This window comes from Pseudomonas sp. DCA-1 (genome assembly GCF_046523955.1).
Taxonomy (GTDB): domain Bacteria; phylum Pseudomonadota; class Gammaproteobacteria; order Pseudomonadales; family Pseudomonadaceae; genus Aquipseudomonas; species Aquipseudomonas putida_Y.
Genome location: NZ_CP169881.1, coordinates 3,996,064 through 4,015,846, shown reverse-complemented (window position 1 = coordinate 4,015,846; position 19,783 = coordinate 3,996,064). Strand labels below are relative to the sequence as shown.

Genomic DNA, 19,783 nt, shown 5'->3' with positions numbered 1-19,783 from the left:
CGCTTTTTGGTCTGGATAGGATACTGGCAAATGGTATAGCGACATCGCCTAGAAGAGTACCTTAAGGATGTGCTGACGCAAAAGGCCGATGAGATCGTAAACTTTTCCGCATCGGGAGGTGGATGGCAAATCTACGCAAGATGTGTTCTACGTACGGTTACCGACAAGCGTCGCAGATTCTGCTTGCAAAAAAATATGATGAGGATAATATTTCGATCATCATATTTTGTTTGGTGCGTGCCAGATGAGCGACAAGAAGAGCAGAACCCGCGAACGCATTCTGGAAGCTGCGCGCAGTGCGCTGATCCAGCACGGCCCGGCCGAGCCCAGCGTCAGCCAGGTAATGGGTGCGGCAGGCCTGACCGTCGGTGGCTTCTATGCGCACTTCGACAGCAAGGACGAGCTGATGCTCGAAGCGTTCCGCCAATTGTTGGGTGAGCGCCGAGCCTTGCTCGCCCAGATCGACCCCAATCTCGATGGCGCCGGTCGGCGAGCGCTGGCTGGCGCCTTCTACCTCTCGCGCAAGCACCGGGACTGCGAAGTGCATGCATGCCCGCTGCCTAATGCGTTGGGCGAAATGCAGCGCCTGCCGGAGGTTTTCCGCGAGGTGCTGGCCGAGCACATCGAGTTGATGACTGCAGCGATGGTCGACCGCCCTGAGGATGCCGACAAAGCGCTGGCCGACCTGGCCCTGATGGTGGGAGGGCTGGCGCTGGCCCGGGCCCTGGGGGCCAGTGATCTGTCTGACCGTATTTTACGCGCCGCCAAATCGGCGGTGCTTTAACACTGGAGCATGGCGATGACCACCCTGAGCTGGATTCGCGGTGTCAATGGCACCCTGGGCCGCCTGGCCCCCGAGCATGTCGCGGGCAAGATGCGCCGAGCCTTCATGACCCCGCGCAACCTGCCGCCGCGGGATTGGGAGCTGCCTGTGTTGGCCAGCGCCGAGCGAATTGCACTGCGCTTCGGCCTGTCTGCCTTGCGCTGGGGTCAAGGGCCGACCGTGCTGCTGATGCACGGTTGGGAGGGGCGCCCGACGCAGTTTGCCGCCCTGATCGAAACCTTGGTTCAGGCGGGGCATACGGTGGTGTCGCTGGAAGGGCCTGGGCATGGCCGTTCGCCAGGCGAGCAAGCGAACGTGGTGCTGTTTGCCCGGGCGTTGCTGGAAGCTGCTGCTGAGTTGCCGCCGCTGCGTGCAGTCATTGGCCATTCCATGGGTGGGGCGAGCGTGCTGCTGGCTTTACAGATGGGCCTGCGCGCAGAGGCGGCTGTCAGCATTGCGGCCCCGGCGCAATTGTTGAGTGTATTACGTGGTTTCGCCCATCGTCTGGGGCTGCCAGCACGGGCGCGGGCAGCGTTCATTCGCCAGGTTGAGCGCGATGTGGGCATGCAGATTGCGCGGTTGGATGTCGCTGGTTACCAGCTGGAGCTGCCGGGGCTCGTGGTGCATGCCACCGATGATGCTCTCGTGCCCCCAGATGAGGCACATGTCATCCACAAGGCCTGGTTCGACAGCCGTCTGATGCTGCTGGAAGAGGGGGGGCACCAGCGGGTGCTGGCCGATCCGCGGCTGAGTGAAGCCGTGCTCGAACTGCTGGCACGGGTTGATGCGGTCAGTGCAGGAGCCGCTTCAGCCGTGAACACCGGCATCGCCGGTGCCATCCGCCGCGCTGTTTGATTCGCGGGCAAGCCCTCTATAACAGCCGCGTCAGGCTCACAGGGGCTGGACATTGTCCTGCAGATCGCTGCTAAATCGCCTTTTGCGCCAAGGAAGCGAAAATGAGCTGGGACCTGGCAACACCCTTCGTCATCGACCTGCGCGTGGGCAGCGAGGACATCGACGGCCTTGGCCACGCCAACAATGCGGTCTACGTTACCTGGCTTGAGCGTTGCGCCTGGCGCCATTCCCAGCGCCTGGGGCTGGACCTGGCCGAATACCGGCGCCTTGACCGGGCGATGGCCGTGGTGCGCCACGAAATCGACTACCTGGCCGCTGCCTATGAGGACGACGAGCTGCAACTGGCCACCTGGATCATTGACTGGGACCAGCGCCTGCGCATGACCCGGCGTTTTCAGCTCAAGCGCCCCCGCGATGGTGTGACGCTGCTGCGCGCGCAAACCACATTTGCCTGCATCGAGCTGTCCAGCGGCAAGCCCAGGCGCATGCCGGCGGAATTCGTCGAGGGTTACGGCCCGGCGCTGATCGGTGCCTGAGCCGCCGGCAATTTTTGTTAAACTGCCGGCTTTTTCCGCTGAGACACCGACATGCAAATTGCCCTGGCCCCCATGGAGGGGCTGGTCGACAACATCCTGCGCGACGTATTGACCCGCGTGGGCGGTATCGACTGGTGCGTCACCGAGTTCATTCGCGTGTGCGACCGTCTGTTGCCGGCGTCCTCGTTCCACAAGTTGGCGCCTGAGTTGCGCCAAGGCGCGCGCACGGCTGCCGGTGTGCCCATGCGTGTGCAATTGCTGGGTTCGGACCCGGTATGCCTGGCGGAAAACGCCGCACTGGCTTGCGAGCTTGGGGCGCCGGTGATCGACCTGAACTTCGGTTGCCCGGCAAAGACGGTGAACAAGTCGCGCGGTGGTGCGGTACTGCTCAAAGAGCCGGAGTTGCTGCACGCCATTGTGCGTGAAGTGCGGCGTGCAGTACCGGCGAATATCCCGGTGACCTCGAAGATGCGCCTGGGCTTCGACAGCCCCGACGGTGCACTGGAGTGCGCCACGGCGTTGGCCGAAGGTGGTTCGGCACACCTGGTGGTGCACGCACGGACCAAGGTTGAGGGTTACAAGCCGCCAGCGCATTGGGAGTGGGTGGCGCGGGTACAGGATGTGGTCAAGGTGCCGGTGTTTGCCAATGGCGAAATCTGGACGGTCGATGACTGGCGGCGTTGCCGCGAGGTCAGTGGTGCCGAAGACATCATGCTCGGCCGCGGCCTGGTATCGCGCCCGGACCTGGGCCTGCAGATTGCAGCGGCGCGGGACGGGCGCGACTATCAGCCGATGAGCTGGGATGACTTGCTGCCACTGTTGCGTGAGTTCTGGCGCCAGGCTCAGGCTAAATTGTCGCCGCGTTATGCACCGGGGCGAATGAAACAGTGGCTGGCGATGCTGACTCGCAGTTACCCCGAAGCGGTGGTGTTGTTTGCCGAGTTGCGCCGGGAAGATGACTGCGCGCGGATCAGCCGGTTGCTGGGGGTTGAGACTCAAGCCCTGGAGGCTTGCGTCGCCTGAGCAGGCCTCTTCGCGGGTACTGCACCTGTACGATTCACCCGCGAAGGCGCCGTCAGGCCCCATGCAAAAAATCAGATTTTTTCTATTTGCCCCTTGAAAGCATTTCCCTCGGCCATATCTTTTGAGTACGCGATGCCGAAGCCGGGTCGCGTAATGACTTACTTGCTGAATCTCAGGAGTTTATGACCATGACTACTGCTTTCTCTCTTGCTCCACTGTTCCGTCATTCCGTTGGTTTCGACCGTTTCAACGACCTGTTCGAATCAGCGGCACGTAACGAGGCCGGTAGCAGCTACCCGCCCTATAACGTGGAAAAGCATGGCGATGACCACTACCGCATCGTGGTTGCTGCAGCCGGTTTCCAGGAAGAGGACCTCGACCTGCAGGTCGAAAAAGGTGTCCTGACCGTGACCGGTGGCAAGCGCGACAATAGCGCCGCTGAAGTGACCTACCTGCACCAGGGTATCGCACAACGCGCCTTCAAGCTGTCGTTCCGCCTGGCTGATCATATCGAAGTGAAGGCCGCCGGACTGGCCAATGGCCTGCTCAGCATCGACCTGCTGCGCATCGTGCCAGAAGAAGCCAAGGCCAAACGCATCCCGATCAATGGCGAGAAACCAGCGCTGAACTGATCGCGCTGCAATGAAGAAGGGCACCCCCCCAGGGGTGCCCTTTTTCGTGCGTCCTCATGCGGTCTCGTGCAGGGCGTACATTCAGGCCATCAGTAATCTGCCGGCGCCTCCAGCAATATCTGACGGAACTCGGACAGCGGCAATGGCCGGCTGTGCAGATAGCCCTGGTACAGATGGCATCCCAGTCGCTCAAGAAACGCCAGCTGTTCGGTCAGCTCTACCCCTTCGGCAATCACCGCCAGGTCCAGACTGCGGGCCATGGCGACAATGGCGCGGACAATTTCTGCGTCGTTGGGGTCGTCCGGTGCATCGCGTACGAAGCTCTGGTCGATTTTCAGCGCATCCACTGGCAGGCGTTTCAGGTAAGTCAGCGAGGAGTAGCCGGTGCCGAAGTCATCCATGGCGAAACTCACCCCGTAGCCCTTCAGCTCGCGCATCTTGCTGATGGTGTCTTCCAGGTTCTGGATGACGATGCCTTCTGTGATTTCCAGCGTCAGCATCTGCCGCGGCAGGCGGTAATCGTCCAGGCTGCGCAGCACCCGCCCGACAAAGTCGTTCTGACGGAACTGTCGCGGGCTTATGTTCACGCACAGGCTGAAATCATCAGCGTCGATCAACCCGTCGGTGAGCATGCGGGCGCAGGCGTCGCAGGCTTCGTCGAGAATCCAGCTGCCAACTTCAAGGATCAAGCCGCTTTCTTCCAGTACCTGGATGAACTGCGAGGGCGGTTGCTGGCCCAGTTGCGGGTGGTGCCAGCGCAGCAGTACTTCGGCACCGACGATGCGGTTGTCGCGGGCATCCACCTGTGGCTGGAAGTGCAGCGCCAGTTCGCCACGGGCCAAGGCCAGGCGCAGGTCGTTTTCCATGCGCAGGCGCTCACTGGCGGCCTTCTGCATGGTGGTGTGGAACAGCTGGGTGGTGTTGCGACCGGAGTCCTTGGCCCGGTACAGGGCGATATCGGCACGCTTGAGCAGGTCGGCCGGTGTGGTGCCGTGGTCGGGGATCAGCGCCACGCCGATGCTGGGCGTTACCTGCAGGCGCTGGCCATCCAGTGACATTGGCTCGGCCAGCAGTTCGCGCAGGGTGTCGGCCAGCTCGCGTACTTTCTCTTCCACGTGTTCGCGGCTCCCTTCCAGGCCGCTGAGCAGCACGACGAATTCGTCGCCCCCCAGACGTGCCACGGTGTCCTCCAGGCGCACGCTGGCTTCCAGACGGGCAGTGATGATCTTCAGCACGGTGTCGCCCACCGGGTGGCCCAGCGAGTCGTTGATGTGCTTGAAGTGGTCAAGGTCGAGGAACAGCAGGGCGCCGCGCAGGTTATGGCGCTTGAGCAGGGCGATCTGCTGGCTCAGGCGGTCCATCAGCAAGGCGCGGTTGGGCAGGTTGGTCAGCGGGTCGTGATAGGCCAGGTGGCGTATCTGCGCCTGGGCGTTCTTCAACTGGCTCACGTCACGGGCGGTCAGCAGCAGGCAGTCCACTTCGTTGAGGGTGATCGGTTCCACCGAAACCTCGACCGTGAGGATATCGCCACGCTTGTTGCGCCCGAGCATCTCGCGGTGGTGTACCCGGCCGCGCTCGCGCAGTTCGGCAAGTAATGCACTACGTTGCTTGTCGTCGGCCCAGATGCCGATCTCGTACACCGTGTGGCCGACCACTTCGGCAGTGCTGTAGCCGGTCAGGCGGCAGAAGCCGTCGTTGACTTCCAGGTAGCGGCCGCTGTGGCGTTCGGTGATGGTGATGGCGTCGGGGCTGGAGTGAAAGGCCTTGGCGAACTTCTCCTCGCTGGACTTCAGCGCTGCTTCGGCGCGTTGTTGCTGGGTGATGTCGCGCAGGGTGGTAACGCTGCAGGGCTGGTCGTCGACGGTGATCAGGCGGCTGGAAATCACGCAGGTCAGGGGCGCGCCATTGCGGTGGTTGAGTACCACGGCGACGTTGCTCAAGGCCTGTTCGCGGATCACCTGCTCGATGCGCCGCGCGCGCTCGATGGACTCGGCCCACAGGCCGATCTCCTCTGCGGTACGCCCAAGCACCTGCTCGCTGCTCCAGCCGAAGGTCTGGGTGAACGCCGGATTGATCTCGATGAACTGGCCGGTGTCCTGGCGGGTGACGCAGATCGGGTCGGGGCTGACCTGGAACAGGCTGGCAAACTTCTCTTCCGAGGCGCTCAGGCGCTGTTCGCGTTCCACCTGGTCGGTGATGTCGAGCAAGGTTCCCGCCATGCGCAAGGGGATGCCCTGGTCGTCGCGGTACAGCCGCGCGCGGCTTTCTATGTAGCGTGAAGCGCCGTTTTCCAGCTGCACCCTGTAGGTGATCTGATAGTTGCCGGCAGGCCCTTCGCGCAGGCTACGGTAGGCCTGTCGCATCGAGTTGCGCTCTTGCTCCGGCACACCCTCGAAGAATGCATCGAACGATTCATGAAAGGGGATGGGCGGCAAGCCATGCAACTGCGCGGCGCGGGCCGAGCCGTAGAGCATGCCGCTTGGGATGTGCCAGTCCCAGGTGCCCAGTTGCGCTGAGTCCAGGGCCAGGTCCAGGCGCTCCTGGCTGTCCTTCAGGGCCTGCTCGGCGCGCTTGCGTTCGGTGGTGTCGACGAATGTACTGATCAGGAAGGTCACGCCTTCCAGTTCGATGCCCTGGGTGCACAGGATGCCGTCATGCACCTTGCCGCTGGATGCGCGGAATTGCACCTCCATGATCAGCGGGCCGCCGTTGGCGCGGGTCGAATCGATTATCTGGTGGCGCTGTTCGGGGTTGACCCACAGGCCCAGTTCCAGGCTGGTCTTGCCGATCACCTGGCTGCCGGGCCAGCCGAACATGTCTTCGAAGTGCTGGTTGACCTCGAAGATCATGCCATCGTGGCGGCGGGTCAGCAAAATGGCGTTGGGGCTCAGGTGGAACAGCGTGGCGAAGCGCTTTTCCGAATTGATCAGCGCCGTTTCCCGCTCGCGCTGGCGGGTTATCTCGCGGATCACACCGATCATCTGCGGCCGGCCGTGCAGGTCGTGGGTCAGGCTACCGTTGATCTCCAGCCAGTGCAGGCTGCCATCCGGCCAGCGGATACGGTGGCGCATGGCCTGCTCCACTGGCTCGCCGTTGACCACCGCCTGGAACACCTGGCGCGTACGGGCGCGGTCTTCCTCGGGCAGCAGGTCGAGGTAATCGATGTCGGCAGGCAGTGGCTGCTGTGGGTCGAAACCGAACAGGGCCTGGGTGCCCCGCGACCAACTGACCCTGCCGCTTTCGATATCCCATAGCCAGGCGCCCAGGCGTGCGCCGTTGAGCGCTGCCAGCAGTTGCGGGGCGTTCTGCCAGGCCTGCTCGGACTCTTGGGGATCAGCTGCAGGTATGCGCGGCAGGCGCAAAAAGCGGTTTGCTGATTTGGGCATCGGTACCAGACCTGTGGCGTATGACGTGTCCTTGGAATCGAAATGGCTGGCTGACAGCCGGTCAGGTGGGCTCTGAGTGGCTGTCGAGCAGGGCCATGAATGCCCTGGCCGCATTCGATAGCGTACGCTCCGTGTGCAGAATGTAGCCTAGCTGGCGCGAAAGCTGTATGCCGGGCAAAGCGATGGGTGCAACCTGTTCGTCGAGCATGGTACGTGGCAGCACGCTCCAGGCCAGGCCGATCGACACCATCATCTTGATGGTTTCCAGGTAGTTGGTGCTCATGGCGATGTTCGGCATCAGCCCCTGGCTTTCGAACAGGCGCTGGACAATATGGTGGGTAAAGGTATTGCCGCCGGGGAATACCGCCGGGTGGCGGGCGACGTCAGCCAGGCTGACCGCCTGGTTGCTGGCCAGCGGGTGCTCGGGGGCGGCGACGAAGTCCAGGGCGTCGTCCCACACTGGCACGGCCTTGATCAAGTGGTGTGGCTCGGGCGCCAGGGTGATCACGGCGATTTCGGCTCGGCCATGCAAAATCTCGTCGTAGGCCTGTTCCGAATCCATGAACTGAATATCCAGTGCCACTGCCGGGTACTGGCGGGTGAAAACCCGTAGTAGCGGGGGCAGGCGGTGCAGGCCGATGTGGTGGCTGGTGGCCAGGGTCAGACGACCGCTCACGGCCCCGGTCAGATTGGTCAGCGCCCGTCGGGTATCATCAAGGACGTTGAGGATCTGGTAGGCCCGCGGCAGCAGGGCGCGCCCGGCTTCGGTGAGGGTTACCTCGCGGCCCAGGCGGTCGAACAGGCGCACGTCCAGTTGCTGCTCCAGGCCGGCGATGCGTTTGCTGATGGCCGGCTGGGTCAGGAACAGGCGCTCGGCTGCGCCGGAAAAGCTACCGGTTTCGGCAATGGCGATGAAGGCGCTGAGGTTGGCCAGGTCCATGGTGTGGTATTCCTTTGGGTTATCCAAAGCATAAAAATTATGAATTTGAGTTATTCAATCTAACCCCATAGCATCGTCCGTACAAGCCAAGGGGTCTTTGGCATAGAAAGACGCTGATGAGGAACAGTCTGATGGCTGGCAAAACGCTCTACGACAAACTCTGGGAAGCCCATGAGGTCAAGCGCCGTGATGACGGCTCGTCCTTGATCTACATCGACCGCCACATCATCCACGAAGTGACGTCGCCCCAGGCCTTCGAAGGCCTGCGCCTGGCCAACCGCAAACCGTGGCGTATCGACGCCAACATCGCCACGCCGGACCACAACGTGCCGACCACCCCAGAGCGCAAGGGTGGTATCGAGGCGATCGTCGACCAGGTGTCGCGCCTGCAAGTGAAAACCCTCGACGAGAACTGTGACGAATACGGCATCGTCGAATTCAAGATGAACGACGAGCGCCAGGGCATCGTCCACGTCATCAGTCCGGAGCAGGGCGCCACCTTGCCAGGCATGACCGTGGTCTGCGGCGACTCGCACACTTCCACCCACGGCGCCTTCGGTGCCCTGGCCCACGGCATCGGCACCTCTGAGGTCGAGCACGTGCTCGCCACCCAGTGCCTGGTCGCCAAGAAGATGAAAAACATGCTTGTGCGCGTGGAAGGCCAGTTGCCGGCTGGCGTTACCGCCAAGGATATCGTGCTGGCCGTGATCGGCAAGATCGGCACCGCCGGTGGCAACGGTCACGCCATGGAATTCGCCGGCAGTGCCATTCGCGAATTGTCGATGGAAGGCCGCATGACCATCTGCAACATGTCCATCGAAGCCGGTGCCCGCGTGGGCCTGGTGGCGACCGATGCCACCACCGTTGCCTACGTCGAAGGCCGCCCGTACGCGCCGAAGGGCGAGCAGTGGAAGCAAGCGGTCGAATCGTGGAAAGACCTGGTGTCGGATGACGACGCCGTATTCGACACCGTGGTGGAACTGGATGCCAGCCAGATCAAGCCACAGGTCAGCTGGGGCACTTCGCCCGAAATGGTTCTGGCTGTCGACCAGCGTGTGCCAGACCCGGCAGCCGAAGCCGACCTGGTCAAGCGTGGTTCGATCGAGCGTGCCTTGAAGTACATGGGGCTGACCGCCAACCAGGCGATCACCGATATCAAGCTCGACCGTGTGTTTATCGGCTCGTGCACCAACTCGCGAATCGAGGACCTGCGCGCAGCGGCGGAAATCGCCAGGGGCCGCAAGGTGGCCGCAAGCGTCAAGCAAGCCATCGTGGTACCGGGCTCGGGGCTGGTCAAAGCCCAGGCCGAGCGTGAAGGCCTGGACAAGATCTTCCTCGAAGCCGGTTTTGAATGGCGTGAACCAGGCTGCTCGATGTGCCTGGCGATGAACCCGGACCGCCTGGAAAGCGGCGAGCACTGCGCGTCCACCTCCAACCGCAACTTCGAAGGCCGTCAGGGCGCCGGTGGCCGTACCCATCTGGTCAGTCCGGCCATGGCCGCCGCTGCCGCGGTAGCCGGCCACTTCATTGATGTCCGCGAGTTGATCCAAGGGAGCGCAGCATGAAAGCCTTTACCCAGCACACTGGCCTTGTCGCACCGTTGGACCGTGCCAACGTCGATACCGACCAGATCATCCCCAAGCAGTTCTTGAAGTCGATCAAGCGCACCGGCTTTGGCCCGAACCTGTTCGACGAGTGGCGTTACCTGGACGTGGGTCAGCCCTACCAGGACAACAGCAAGCGCCCGGTCAACGAGGAATTCGTGCTCAACCACGCGCGCTACCAGGGTGCCAGCGTGTTGCTGGCGCGGGAAAACTTTGGTTGCGGCTCCAGCCGTGAGCATGCCCCTTGGGCGCTGGATGAGTACGGCTTCCGCAGCATCATTGCGCCGAGCTTTGCCGACATTTTCTTCAACAACAGCTTCAAGAACGGCTTGCTGCCGATCATTCTCAGCGATGAGGAAGTCGACGAGCTGTTCAAGCAGGTCGAAGCCAACCCGGGCTACCAGCTGACCATTGACCTGCAGGCGCAGGCGGTGACCCGCCCGGATGGCAAGGTGCTGCACTTCGAGATCGATGCGTTCCGCAAGCACTGCCTGCTCAACGGCCTGGACGATATCGGCCTGACCCTGCAGGACAGCGATGCGATCAAGGCCTTCGAAGCCAAGCACCGTGCCAGCCAGCCTTGGCTGTTCCGTGATGCCTGAAGTTCGTAGGTGAAAGTGCCGGCCTCTTCGCGGGTAAACCCGCTCCCACAGGGATATCACCTGCCCTGAGGGCCATGAAGGTCCTGTGGGAGCGGGCATGCCCGCGAAAGGGCCGGCACAGGCAACAAAACTCTAAAGGAACGAGACATGACCAGCACCCAGCACACCGATGTGGTCCAACGCCAGTTCGGCGAACAGGCCAGCGCCTACCTCAGCAGCGCCGTGCACGCCCAAGGCAGTGAATTCGCCCTGCTGCAGGCTGAGCTGGCAGGGCAGGCCCATGCCCGCGTGCTGGACCTGGGCTGCGGTGCCGGTCATGTCAGCTTCCACGTCGCCCCGCTGGTTAACGAAGTGGTCGCCTACGACCTCTCTCAATCCATGCTCGACGTGGTCGCCAGCGCCGCCGCCGAACGCGGCCTGGGCAATATCATTACCGAACGCGGCGCTGCCGAACGCCTGCCGTTCGCCGATGCATCGTTCGACTTCGTCTTCAGCCGTTATTCGGCCCACCACTGGAGCGACCTGGGCCTGGCTCTGCGCGAAGTGCGCCGGGTCCTCAAGCCAGGGGGTGTGGCGGCGTTCATCGACGTGATGTCGCCGGGCAGCCCGCTGCTCGACACTTACCTGCAAACGGTCGAAGTGCTGCGCGACACCAGCCATGTGCGCGACTATTCCGCCGCCGAGTGGCAGCGGCAGGTCAGCGAGGCCGGCCTGCGCGTGCGCAGCCACACCCGCCAACCGCTGCGCCTGGAGTGGAGCACCTGGGTTGAGCGCATGCGCACCCCCGAGCCGATGCGCGCGGCCATCCGCCAGTTGCAGCAAGCCATGGGCGAAGAAGTACGGCAGTATTACCAGATCGAGGCCGACGGCTCATTCAGCACGGATGTGCTGGTGTTGTGGGCCGAGCGTTAAGCACTTTTCGGTGGGGCCCGCTTGGTCGCACCGCGTGAATGGATAGAGGAAAGCATGAGCAAGCAGATTCTGATTCTCCCAGGTGACGGTATCGGCCCGGAAATCATGGCCGAAGCGGTCAAGGTACTGGAGCTGGCCAACGACAAGTTCCAGCTCGGCTTCAGCCTGGCGCACGACGTGATTGGTGGCGCGGCCATCGACAAGCACGGTGTGCCGCTGGCCGACGAAACCCTGGAGCGTGCGCGCAAGGCCGATGCGGTGCTGCTGGGGGCTGTGGGCGGGCCGAAGTGGGACAAGATCGAGCGAGACATTCGCCCGGAGCGCGGCCTGCTGAAGATCCGCTCGCAACTGGGCCTGTTCGCCAACCTGCGCCCGGCCATCCTTTACCCGCAACTGGCCGATGCCTCGTCGCTGAAGCCGGAAATCGTGTCGGGCCTGGACATTCTCATCGTCCGTGAGCTGACCGGCGGCATCTACTTCGGTGCCCCGCGCGGCCAGCGCGAGCTGGAGGGCGGCGAACGCCAGGCCTACGACACCCTGCCGTACAGCGAAAGCGAAGTGCGCCGCATTGCCCGTGTCGGCTTCGACATGGCCCGCGTGCGCGGCAAGAAACTGTGCTCGGTGGACAAGGCCAACGTTCTGGCCTCCAGCCAGCTGTGGCGTGAAGTGGTCGAAGACGTGGCCAAGGACTACCCGGACGTGGAACTGAGCCACATGTACGTCGACAACGCTGCCATGCAGCTGGTGCGTGCACCCAAGCAGTTCGACGTGATGGTGACCGACAACATGTTCGGTGACATTCTGTCGGATGAAGCTTCCATGTTGACCGGTTCCATCGGCATGCTGCCTTCGGCGTCTCTGGATGCCGACAACAAGGGCATGTACGAGCCGTGCCACGGCTCGGCACCGGACATCGCAGGCCTTGGCATCGCCAACCCATTGGCGACCATCCTGTCGGTCTCGATGATGTTGCGTTACAGCTTCAATCAGTCGGCTGCCGCCGAGGCGATCGAGAAGGCCGTGAGCCTGGTTCTGGACCAGGGTCTGCGCACCGGCGACATCTTCTCGGAAGGCTGCCGCAAAGTTGGTACGCAGGAAATGGGCGACGCAGTAGTCGCAGCGCTGCGGAATCTGTAATCTCTCTGGCCCGCCCCCCAAAATTCCCGGTGGCGGCCCACTTTTAGCAAAGGTGTAGTTGCGATGAAACGTGTAGGTCTGATCGGTTGGCGCGGTATGGTCGGTTCCGTGCTCATGCAGCGGATGCTGGAGGAGCAGGATTTCGACCTTATCGAGCCGGTGTTCTTCACTACCTCCAATGTTGGTGGCCAGGGTCCGAACGTGGGCAAGGATACAGCGCCCCTCAAGGACGCTTATTCGATTGAAGAACTCAAGACCCTCGACGTGATCCTGACCTGCCAGGGCGGCGACTACACCAACGAGGTCTTCCCCAAGCTGCGTGAAGCCGGCTGGCAGGGTTACTGGATCGACGCTGCTTCGTCCCTGCGCATGCAGGATGACGCGGTGATCATCCTTGACCCGGTCAACCGCAAGGTCATCGACCAGCAACTGGACGCCGGCACCAAGAACTACATCGGTGGCAACTGCACCGTCAGCCTGATGCTGATGGGCCTGGGTGGTCTGTTCGAGGCCGGTCTGGTCGAGTGGATGAGCGCCATGACCTACCAGGCGGCTTCGGGTGCCGGTGCGCAGAACATGCGCGAGCTGATCAAGCAGATGGGCGCTACCCACGCGGCAGTGGCCGATGACCTGGCCAACCCGGCCAGCGCCATCCTCGATATCGACCGCAAGGTTGCCGAGACCATGCGCAGTGAAGCGTTCCCGACCGAGAACTTCGGCGTGCCGCTGGCGGGCAGCCTGATCCCGTGGATCGACAAGGAACTGCCGAACGGTCAGAGCCGCGAAGAGTGGAAGGCCCAGGCCGAAACCAACAAGATCCTCGGCCGCTTCAAGAGCCCGATCCCGGTCGACGGCATCTGCGTGCGCATCGGCGCCATGCGCTGCCACAGCCAGGCGCTGACCATCAAGCTGAACAAGGACGTGCCGATCGCCGACATCGAAGGCATGATCAGCCAGCACAACCCTTGGGTGAAGCTGGTGCCGAACCAGCGTGAAATCAGCATGCAGGAGCTGAGCCCGACCAAGGTCACCGGCACCCTGAACATCCCGGTTGGCCGCCTGCGCAAGCTGAACATGGGGTCGCAGTACCTGGGCGCGTTCACCGTGGGTGACCAGCTGCTGTGGGGCGCCGCCGAACCGCTGCGCCGCATGTTGCGGATTCTGCTGGAGCGTTGATCGTTCTGTTTTGACCAAAAACCCGCGCTGGCAACGGCGCGGTTTTTTTGTATCCGGGGGTAAGGTTTGCAGCGCGTGCGAGATCGAGCGCCGCCCGCGCGGCGCATCGCGAGCTGCGCTCGCTCCTACGTTTGTTTCTGGCCAATCATTCCTGTGCCATTTGCGCGCGAACGCCTTGGCGCATGGCGCATTATCACGTCGTACAAACAAGGCGGTCGCGCGCGCCTGTAACAGGCGTGACTGGCCCGAAACAAACGTAGGAGCGAGCGCAGCTCGCGATGCGCCGCGCGGGCGGCGCTCGATCTCACAAACACTGCAAATGCCACGTCATCCCCCCGTCATCCCCCGTCATCCCCCGTCATCCCCGTCATCCCTCACGCCCCCCGCACGCCCCTCATAGCGGACCCTTGCCCGACGAAGATGCGGCCAGCACAGACAAAACCCTACAATCCGAGTAAAGTGCCGCCCCCGCCGTTTTCAGCAAAAGGATCCCTTCCATGACACACCCTTTGGATATCGCCGTCGTCGGCGCCACCGGCAGCGTCGGTGAAGCCTTGGTACAGATCCTCGAAGAGCTGGCATTCCCGGTTGCTACCTTGCATCTGCTGGCCAGCATGGAATCGGCGGGCAGCAGCGTGATGTTCGCTGGCAAGAAACTGAAGGTGCGCGAAGTCGACAGCTTCGACTTCGCCCAGGTCAAGCTGGCCTTCTTCGCCACCGGGGCCGCCGTCAGCCGCAGCTTTGCCGGCAAGGCGCTGCAGGCGGGCTGCACGGTGATCGATCTGTCCGGTGGCCTGGATGATGCCTTGGCCCTGGTGCCGGAAGCCAACGCCGAACGCCTGGCCAGCCTGTCGTTGCCAGCGCGCATTGTCAGCCCATGCTCGGCCGCAGTAGCCCTGGCCGTCGCGCTGGCGCCGCTCAAGGGCCTGCTCGACATCGAGCGGGTACAGGTGATGGCCGCGCTGGCGGTATCTGCGCAAGGCCGTGAAGCGGTCAGCGAGCTGGCCCGGCAAACCGCCGAACTGCTCAATGCCCGCCCGCTGGAGCCGCGCTTCTTCGACCGCCAGGTGGCATTCAACCTGCTGGCCCAGGTCGGTGCGGCCGATGAGCAGGGCCATACCGCGCTGGAGCGCCGCCTGGTCAGTGAACTGCGCGTGCTGCTGGGCTTGCCTGATCTGAAGATTTCCGTGAGCTGTGTTCAAGTCCCGGTGTTTTTCGGCGATAGCTTCAGTGTGGCCGTGCAGAGCCGTCGTCCGGTCGATCTGGAAGCGGTCAACCAGGCTCTGGACGCGGCTGACAGCGTGGAACGGGTGGAAAACGATGATTATCCGACCCCGGTAGGTGACGCAGTAGGCCAAGACGTGGTCTATGTTGGACGTGTACGTCACGGTGTTGATGAAGACCAGCAACTCAACCTTTGGCTGACCACCGACAACGTGCGCAAAGGCGCCGCGCTCAATGCCGTGCAAGTGGCGCAATTGTTGATTAAACACATGCCGTAAAAGATACTGGTGAGCACTTTTGTCCTGCTCCGCATGCAGGTTTCGGGACGATTCATACAAGGGAAGAGGTCATGCTTCGAATTCGCAAACTGGTTCTGGCCATGGCTGCAGCATCCGCGCTGTCGTCTGGCATGGCGAATGCGCTGGGCCTGGGGGAGCTGACCCTGAAGTCGGCACAGAATCAGCCGCTGGACGCCGAGATCGAATTGCTCGACGTGCGCGACCTCAAAGCCACCGAAGTGGCGCCGAGCCTGGCGCCACCGGAAGAGTTCAGCAAGGCCGGGGTGGCGTTTCCGACCTACCTCGAAGACCTGACCTTCACTCCGGTGATCAACCCAAACGGCAAAAGTGTGCTGCGCGTGACGTCAAGTCAGCCGCTGCCAGGGCCGGTGGTCAAGTTCCTGGTGCAGGTGATGTGGCCGCAGGGTCGCTTGCTGCGTGACTATAGCGTGCTGCTCGACCAGGCCAAGGCACAGGGCGAGAAACCTGCAGCGGGCAATGTCACACCGGCCATGACCGGTGCCAGCAGCTACACCACCCAGCGTCGCGACACCTTGTGGCAGATTGCCGCGCGTAATACCCAGGGTGGTTCGATCCAGCAAACCATGATCGCTATCCAGGCTTTGAACCCGGACGCCTTCATCGGCAACAACATCAACCAGTTGAAGGTTGGCCAGGTACTGCGCCTGCCCGATCAGCAGCAGATCCAGAGTATCGCCCAGGGCGAGGCGAACCGCGAGGTGGCCGAGCAGTATGCCGCCTGGCGTGAAGGCCGTCGCCTGGGCCCGCGTGCCCGCCAGCTGGATGCCACCCGTCGTGGCGCCGCCGAGGCTGCACCGTCGCGTATCGCCCAGGGCGACAACCTGCGCCTGGTCAGCCCGGGCAATCAGGCCGATGCCGGCCAGGCCAAGGCATTGAGTGACAAACTGGCCATGGCCCAGGAAAGCCTGGACACCAGCCGTCGCGACAACGAAGAACTGAAAAGCCGCATGGCGGACCTGCAGAGCCAGCTGGACAAGCTGCAGCGCCTGATCGAGTTGAAGAACAGCCAGCTGGCACGTCTGGAAGGCCAGGGCGCAGCCGCGTCGACAGCGGCTGCCGCTACCCCGGACCAGCCAGCGGTCCAGCCGGCGCCTGCTGCTGCCGATGCCGCATCCAAGCCTGTGCCGGCCGCTCAGCCTGTACCCGCCAGCCAGCCGAAAGGTGCGCTCGACGCGGTCCTGGGCAACCCGTGGCTTTTGGGGATAATTGCCGGTTCCAGCATCCTGGTGCTGGCACTGCTGCTGTGGCTGCTGGCGCGCAAGCGCAAAGCCCAGCAAGAAGCTGAGAAGCACCTGCGCATGGCGCGGGCGCTGGAAGAAGAGCAGGGCACAGGTTTCGACAGCGATACCGAGAGCTTCGACGGCGTCGAAGCCACGGAGCCTGGCGTAACCCTGTCGCCGGCTGTGGTCGCCGCTTCGGCTGCTGCTGCCGTCGCTGCGGAAAAAGTGGCGGAACCGGCTGCCGAGGCAGAGCCCGAGCCTGAACCGCAAGCAGACCCGCACGCCGCACTGCTGGCACAAGTCGACCAATGCCTGTCCGAAGGCCGCCTGAATCGTGCCGCCGACCTGCTGGAGCCCGCCGTGGCCGCCGCACCGGAGCGTGACGACCTGCGTCTTAAACTGATGGACGTGTACGCCCGTCAGGGTGACCAGAGCGCGTTTGCCGAACAGGAGCGCCAGTTGCCGGCCAGCGAGCAGAACGTTGCCGAAGTCGCCGGGCTGAAAGAGCGTTATCCAGCCATGCTTGGCCTGGGCGCGGCGGCGCTGGCTGCCGAAATGGATGAGCAATACGTGCAAGAGTTGTTGCACGATGAGCCCGAGGCGCCGGTGGTTGCTGATGTGGTGCCTGACGAGGTATCTGGGTTCGAACCGCAAGTGGAGGCTGAGCCAGAGGCTGTCGGGCAAGCAGAGCCTGACGCAGAGCTGGATGCCTTCGATGAAGTGCCAGCGCTCGATGTATCCGGCCTGGATGGGCAGGATCTGGACAGCGCCTTCGACCTGAGCCTGGATGACGAGCTGGCCGATGAAGACCCGCTGGCCGCATCCGTGCTGGATGAGCCGGTGGCGCAGGGGGGCGTACCCGACGAGCTGGTAATCGCTGAACCTGTGCTGGATGAGCCCGTACAGGAAGAAGCTCAGCCAGAAGAACCACCGTTTGCCGTGGATGCCGAGCTGCAAGCCGACGCCGACGCTGATTTCGAAGCCATGCTGGCGCAAGCCGAGCCTCAGCCTGCCGTGGACCTGTCTGATTTCGACCTCGACATCAGTGAGCCTGTGGCTCCAGCCACTCCGGATACGGTGGAGCAAGGTCCGGTCGATGTCGCCGCCGAACTGGCTGCCTTCGACAGCGAGCCTGAGTTTGACCCGGTCTCCGAGTTTGACCTGCCGTCGGACTTCGACTTGTCCCTGTCGCTGGACGACGATTCGCCGGCAGCCAAGAGCTTCGCCTCGGAGCTTGACGACGTCAACGCCGAGCTCGACAAGCTGTCGCAGAGCCTCGAAACGCCTTCGTTGGAGCCGCACTTCACCAGCGAAGACGCGGTTGCGCAGCCAGAGCCCGAGCCATTGGACGACCTGGACTTCGACTTCTTCTCCGGCAGTGACGAAGTCGCCACCAAGCTCGACCTGGCCCGTGCCTACATTGACATGGGCGATAGCCAGGGCGCGCGCGACATCCTTGATGAAGTGGTCAAGGATGGCGACGACAGCCAGCGCCAGGAAGCCGAGGACATGCTCTCCCGGCTGGTTTGATGCAAGCAGGGCAGGCCTCTTCGCGGGCTTGCCCGCTCCTACAGGGGCCCCACGAATTTTCGACCTTGTGAGTGAGCTGTGGGGGCGGGCGCGCCCGCCACGAGGCCCGCAAATGCAGTGCGCATCCACCGGCAGCCCTACAAGGCTGCCGTTGTCGTTATAATCCCCGCCATTCCGTACACCCCACAGGTTTCATGCTCTTGGACATCATCGACACCGCTACCGCCGAATCCGCGGCCGAAGGCTACTCCCGCATCGCCCTGGGCGTGGAATACAAAGGTGCGCGCTACCGCGGCTGGCAGCGCCAGGCCAGCGGCGTGCCGAGTGTCCAGCAAGCCCTGGAGCAAGCGCTGTCCAAGGTCGCCAACGAGCCGATTTCGGTGATTTGCGCCGGGCGTACCGACGCCGGCGTTCACGGCTGCGGGCAGGTCGTGCACTTCGATACCCGTGCCGTGCGTGACGAGCGCGCCTGGACCATGGGCACCAACTTCAACCTGCCGCACGACATCAGCGTGGTCTGGTCGCGGCCAATGCCGGCCGACTTTCATGCCCGCTTCAAGGCCTGCGCCCGGCGCTACCGCTACGTGATCTACAACGACCCGATTCGCCCGGCGCACCTGGCCGAGGAAGTGACCTGGAACCACCGCCCGCTGGACGTCGATCGCATGGCCGAGGCCGCGCAGTTCCTGCTCGGTACCCATGACTTCAGCGCCTTCCGCGCCAGCCAGTGTCAGGCCAAATCACCCATCAAGCACATCTATCACCTGCGTGTTACCCGCCATGGTCAGATGATCGTGCTGGACGTGCGTGCCACCGCCTTCCTGCACCACATGGTGCGTAACATTGCCGGTGTGCTGATGGCCATCGGCGCCGGCGAGCGTCCGGTTTCCTGGGCCCGCGAAGTGCTGGAAGGGCGCAACCGCCGCGAAGGTGGGGTAACGGCCCACCCATACGGGCTTTACCTGGTGCAGGTGGAGTACCCCGAAGCGTTTGCGTTGCCCAAGCGTTACATCGGCCCACACTTTTTGAGTGGTTACGAGGCGTTGGCAGACTGACGGGCGAAAAGCCATTTGCTAACATCCGCCCTTTCGCCGCAACAATCAGGGTTCGTGTTCCATGAGCAATGTTCGCAGCAAGATCTGCGGGATTACCCGCATCGAAGACGCACTGGCCGCTGCCGAAGCGGGTGCCGATGCCATCGGCTTCGTCTTCTATGCCAAGAGCCCGCGGGCAGTGGACGTGCGCCAGGCGCGGGCGATCATCGCCGAGTTGCCGCCATTCGTGACCACGGTCGGGTTGTTCGTCAATGCCTCGCGCTGCGAGCTGAACGAGATCCTCGAAGTGGTTCCGCTGGACCTGCTACAGTTTCACGGCGATGAAACCCCGCAGGACTGTGAAGGTTACCACCGCCCCTGGATCAAGGCCCTGCGTGTGCGCCCCGGCGACGACCTTGAGGCCGCCTGCCGGCTTTACGCGGGTGCCCGCGGCATTTTGCTGGACACCTATGTGCCGGGCGTACCCGGGGGAACCGGTGAGGCGTTCGACTGGTCATTGGTGCCGGCGCGTCTTGGCAAGCCGATCATCCTCGCGGGTGGGCTGTCGGCCGATAACGTTGGCCAGGCCATTGCACAGGTAAAGCCTTACGCGGTGGATGTCAGCGGTGGCGTCGAGCAGGCCAAGGGCATCAAGGATGCGGCGAAGATCGAGGCCTTCATGAAGGCGGTGAAACAGGCTTGATGGCAGATGTGACGGCTGGCTGCGCGCCATCGTCCATAGCTTTCGCAGCCCTGCTGGGCCGCCGCCAGTACCAATGGCGGCAAGAAAATACATTAGCGGTGGAGTGGCGCGCTGGAAGCCCCGGCG

16 protein-coding genes are annotated in these 19,783 nt (G+C 63.1%); 14 read left to right on the top strand and 2 right to left on the bottom strand.

Annotated elements, in window-relative coordinates; translation table 11 throughout:
- The first annotated feature begins 244 nt into the window (after positions 1-244).
- From ACE4QZ_RS18870 to ACE4QZ_RS18850, 5 genes are all read left to right on the top strand, one after another.
- The gene (locus tag ACE4QZ_RS18870) at positions 245-784 is read left to right on the top strand and encodes a TetR/AcrR family transcriptional regulator (RefSeq protein ID WP_021784933.1); all 540 of its coding nucleotides are present in this window, start codon (positions 245-247) and stop codon (positions 782-784) included.
- 15 nt (positions 785-799) lie between these two features.
- Positions 800-1,678, top strand: a complete 879-nt coding sequence (locus tag ACE4QZ_RS18865) for an alpha/beta fold hydrolase (protein ID WP_101195968.1) — start codon at positions 800-802, stop codon at positions 1,676-1,678.
- A gap of 101 nt (positions 1,679-1,779) precedes the next feature.
- Complete coding sequence (locus ACE4QZ_RS18860) at positions 1,780-2,214, top strand: acyl-CoA thioesterase (RefSeq protein WP_003247186.1); 435 nt, start codon at positions 1,780-1,782, stop codon at positions 2,212-2,214.
- 51 nt (positions 2,215-2,265) lie between these two features.
- Positions 2,266-3,237 carry a tRNA dihydrouridine synthase gene (locus ACE4QZ_RS18855; protein WP_101195969.1) on the top strand — a complete coding sequence of 324 codons (972 nt, stop codon included), beginning with the start codon at positions 2,266-2,268 and terminating at the stop codon, positions 3,235-3,237.
- Between the two features lie 188 nt (positions 3,238-3,425).
- Positions 3,426-3,869: an Hsp20 family protein gene (locus ACE4QZ_RS18850; RefSeq protein ID WP_019437397.1), complete on the top strand. Its 444-nt coding sequence runs from the start codon at positions 3,426-3,428 to the stop codon at positions 3,867-3,869.
- Between the two features lie 89 nt (positions 3,870-3,958).
- Here the strand turns inward: ACE4QZ_RS18850 and ACE4QZ_RS18845 are convergent, their stop codons facing one another.
- Together ACE4QZ_RS18845 and ACE4QZ_RS18840 are read right to left on the bottom strand one after the other, a co-directional pair.
- Positions 3,959-7,255, bottom strand: a complete 3,297-nt coding sequence (locus ACE4QZ_RS18845; protein ID WP_103443904.1) for a bifunctional diguanylate cyclase/phosphodiesterase — start codon at positions 7,253-7,255, stop codon at positions 3,959-3,961.
- Between the two features lie 61 nt (positions 7,256-7,316).
- A complete protein-coding gene (locus tag ACE4QZ_RS18840; RefSeq protein WP_021784929.1) occupies positions 7,317-8,195 on the bottom strand; it encodes a LysR family transcriptional regulator in 879 nt (292 codons plus the stop codon).
- 131 nt (positions 8,196-8,326) lie between these two features.
- On the opposite strand from ACE4QZ_RS18840, the gene leuC reads away from it, so the two are divergent.
- The 9 genes from leuC (at position 8,327) to ACE4QZ_RS18795 (ending at position 19,657) form a co-directional block, all read left to right on the top strand.
- A complete protein-coding gene (leuC, locus tag ACE4QZ_RS18835; RefSeq protein ID WP_103443905.1) occupies positions 8,327-9,760 on the top strand; it encodes a 3-isopropylmalate dehydratase large subunit in 1,434 nt (477 codons plus the stop codon).
- The gene (gene leuD / locus ACE4QZ_RS18830) at positions 9,757-10,401 is read left to right on the top strand and encodes a 3-isopropylmalate dehydratase small subunit (protein WP_003247192.1); all 645 of its coding nucleotides are present in this window, start codon (positions 9,757-9,759) and stop codon (positions 10,399-10,401) included. Before leuC ends, leuD begins: the two co-directional genes overlap by 4 nt.
- Before the next feature lie 147 nt (positions 10,402-10,548).
- Positions 10,549-11,313 (top strand): class I SAM-dependent methyltransferase, encoded by a 765-nt coding sequence (locus tag ACE4QZ_RS18825; protein WP_103462821.1) that lies wholly within the window; start codon positions 10,549-10,551, stop codon positions 11,311-11,313.
- A gap of 54 nt (positions 11,314-11,367) precedes the next feature.
- Entirely contained in the window at positions 11,368-12,450 is a 1,083-nt protein-coding gene (gene leuB / locus ACE4QZ_RS18820) for a 3-isopropylmalate dehydrogenase (protein ID WP_003247194.1), read from the top strand.
- A 63-nt stretch (positions 12,451-12,513) separates the two neighbouring features.
- On the top strand, positions 12,514-13,626 hold the full coding sequence (asd, locus tag ACE4QZ_RS18815) for an aspartate-semialdehyde dehydrogenase (RefSeq protein ID WP_021784927.1): 1,113 nt from the start codon (positions 12,514-12,516) through the stop codon (positions 13,624-13,626).
- Positions 13,627-14,123: 497 nt separating this feature from the next.
- Complete coding sequence (locus ACE4QZ_RS18810) at positions 14,124-15,128, top strand: aspartate-semialdehyde dehydrogenase (RefSeq protein ID WP_021784485.1); 1,005 nt, start codon at positions 14,124-14,126, stop codon at positions 15,126-15,128.
- 71 nt (positions 15,129-15,199) lie between these two features.
- Complete coding sequence (locus ACE4QZ_RS18805) at positions 15,200-17,920, top strand: FimV/HubP family polar landmark protein (RefSeq protein WP_338443844.1); 2,721 nt, start codon at positions 15,200-15,202, stop codon at positions 17,918-17,920.
- Positions 17,921-18,114: 194 nt separating this feature from the next.
- A complete protein-coding gene (gene truA, locus ACE4QZ_RS18800; RefSeq protein ID WP_021784487.1) occupies positions 18,115-18,975 on the top strand; it encodes a tRNA pseudouridine(38-40) synthase TruA in 861 nt (286 codons plus the stop codon).
- Positions 18,976-19,036: 61 nt separating this feature from the next.
- On the top strand, positions 19,037-19,657 hold the full coding sequence (locus tag ACE4QZ_RS18795; RefSeq protein ID WP_021784488.1) for a phosphoribosylanthranilate isomerase: 621 nt from the start codon (positions 19,037-19,039) through the stop codon (positions 19,655-19,657).
- Positions 19,658-19,783 lie beyond the last annotated feature (126 nt).

What these genes read in the sequence shown, in the direction of transcription:
- ACE4QZ_RS18825 (WP_103462821.1), top strand. Translation starts at nt 10,549, where the DNA reads ATGACCAGCACCCAGCACACCGATGTGGTCCAACGCCAGTTCGGCGAA.
- ACE4QZ_RS18810 (WP_021784485.1), top strand. Translation starts at nt 14,124, where the DNA reads ATGACACACCCTTTGGATATCGCCGTCGTCGGCGCCACCGGCAGCGTC.
- ACE4QZ_RS18870 (WP_021784933.1), top strand. Translation starts at nt 245, where the DNA reads ATGAGCGACAAGAAGAGCAGAACCCGCGAACGCATTCTGGAAGCTGCG.
- ACE4QZ_RS18805 (WP_338443844.1), top strand. Translation starts at nt 15,200, where the DNA reads ATGCTTCGAATTCGCAAACTGGTTCTGGCCATGGCTGCAGCATCCGCG.
- leuC (WP_103443905.1), top strand. Translation starts at nt 8,327, where the DNA reads ATGGCTGGCAAAACGCTCTACGACAAACTCTGGGAAGCCCATGAGGTC.
- ACE4QZ_RS18850 (WP_019437397.1), top strand. Translation starts at nt 3,426, where the DNA reads ATGACTACTGCTTTCTCTCTTGCTCCACTGTTCCGTCATTCCGTTGGT.
- ACE4QZ_RS18840 (WP_021784929.1), bottom strand. Translation starts at nt 8,195, where the DNA reads ATGGACCTGGCCAACCTCAGCGCCTTCATCGCCATTGCCGAAACCGGT.
- ACE4QZ_RS18865 (WP_101195968.1), top strand. Translation starts at nt 800, where the DNA reads ATGACCACCCTGAGCTGGATTCGCGGTGTCAATGGCACCCTGGGCCGC.
- ACE4QZ_RS18860 (WP_003247186.1), top strand. Translation starts at nt 1,780, where the DNA reads ATGAGCTGGGACCTGGCAACACCCTTCGTCATCGACCTGCGCGTGGGC.
- ACE4QZ_RS18795 (WP_021784488.1), top strand. Translation starts at nt 19,037, where the DNA reads ATGAGCAATGTTCGCAGCAAGATCTGCGGGATTACCCGCATCGAAGAC.
- leuB (WP_003247194.1), top strand. Translation starts at nt 11,368, where the DNA reads ATGAGCAAGCAGATTCTGATTCTCCCAGGTGACGGTATCGGCCCGGAA.
- asd (WP_021784927.1), top strand. Translation starts at nt 12,514, where the DNA reads ATGAAACGTGTAGGTCTGATCGGTTGGCGCGGTATGGTCGGTTCCGTG.
- ACE4QZ_RS18845 (WP_103443904.1), bottom strand. Translation starts at nt 7,255, where the DNA reads ATGCCCAAATCAGCAAACCGCTTTTTGCGCCTGCCGCGCATACCTGCA.
- leuD (WP_003247192.1), top strand. Translation starts at nt 9,757, where the DNA reads ATGAAAGCCTTTACCCAGCACACTGGCCTTGTCGCACCGTTGGACCGT.
- truA (WP_021784487.1), top strand. Translation starts at nt 18,115, where the DNA reads ATGCTCTTGGACATCATCGACACCGCTACCGCCGAATCCGCGGCCGAA.
- ACE4QZ_RS18855 (WP_101195969.1), top strand. Translation starts at nt 2,266, where the DNA reads ATGCAAATTGCCCTGGCCCCCATGGAGGGGCTGGTCGACAACATCCTG.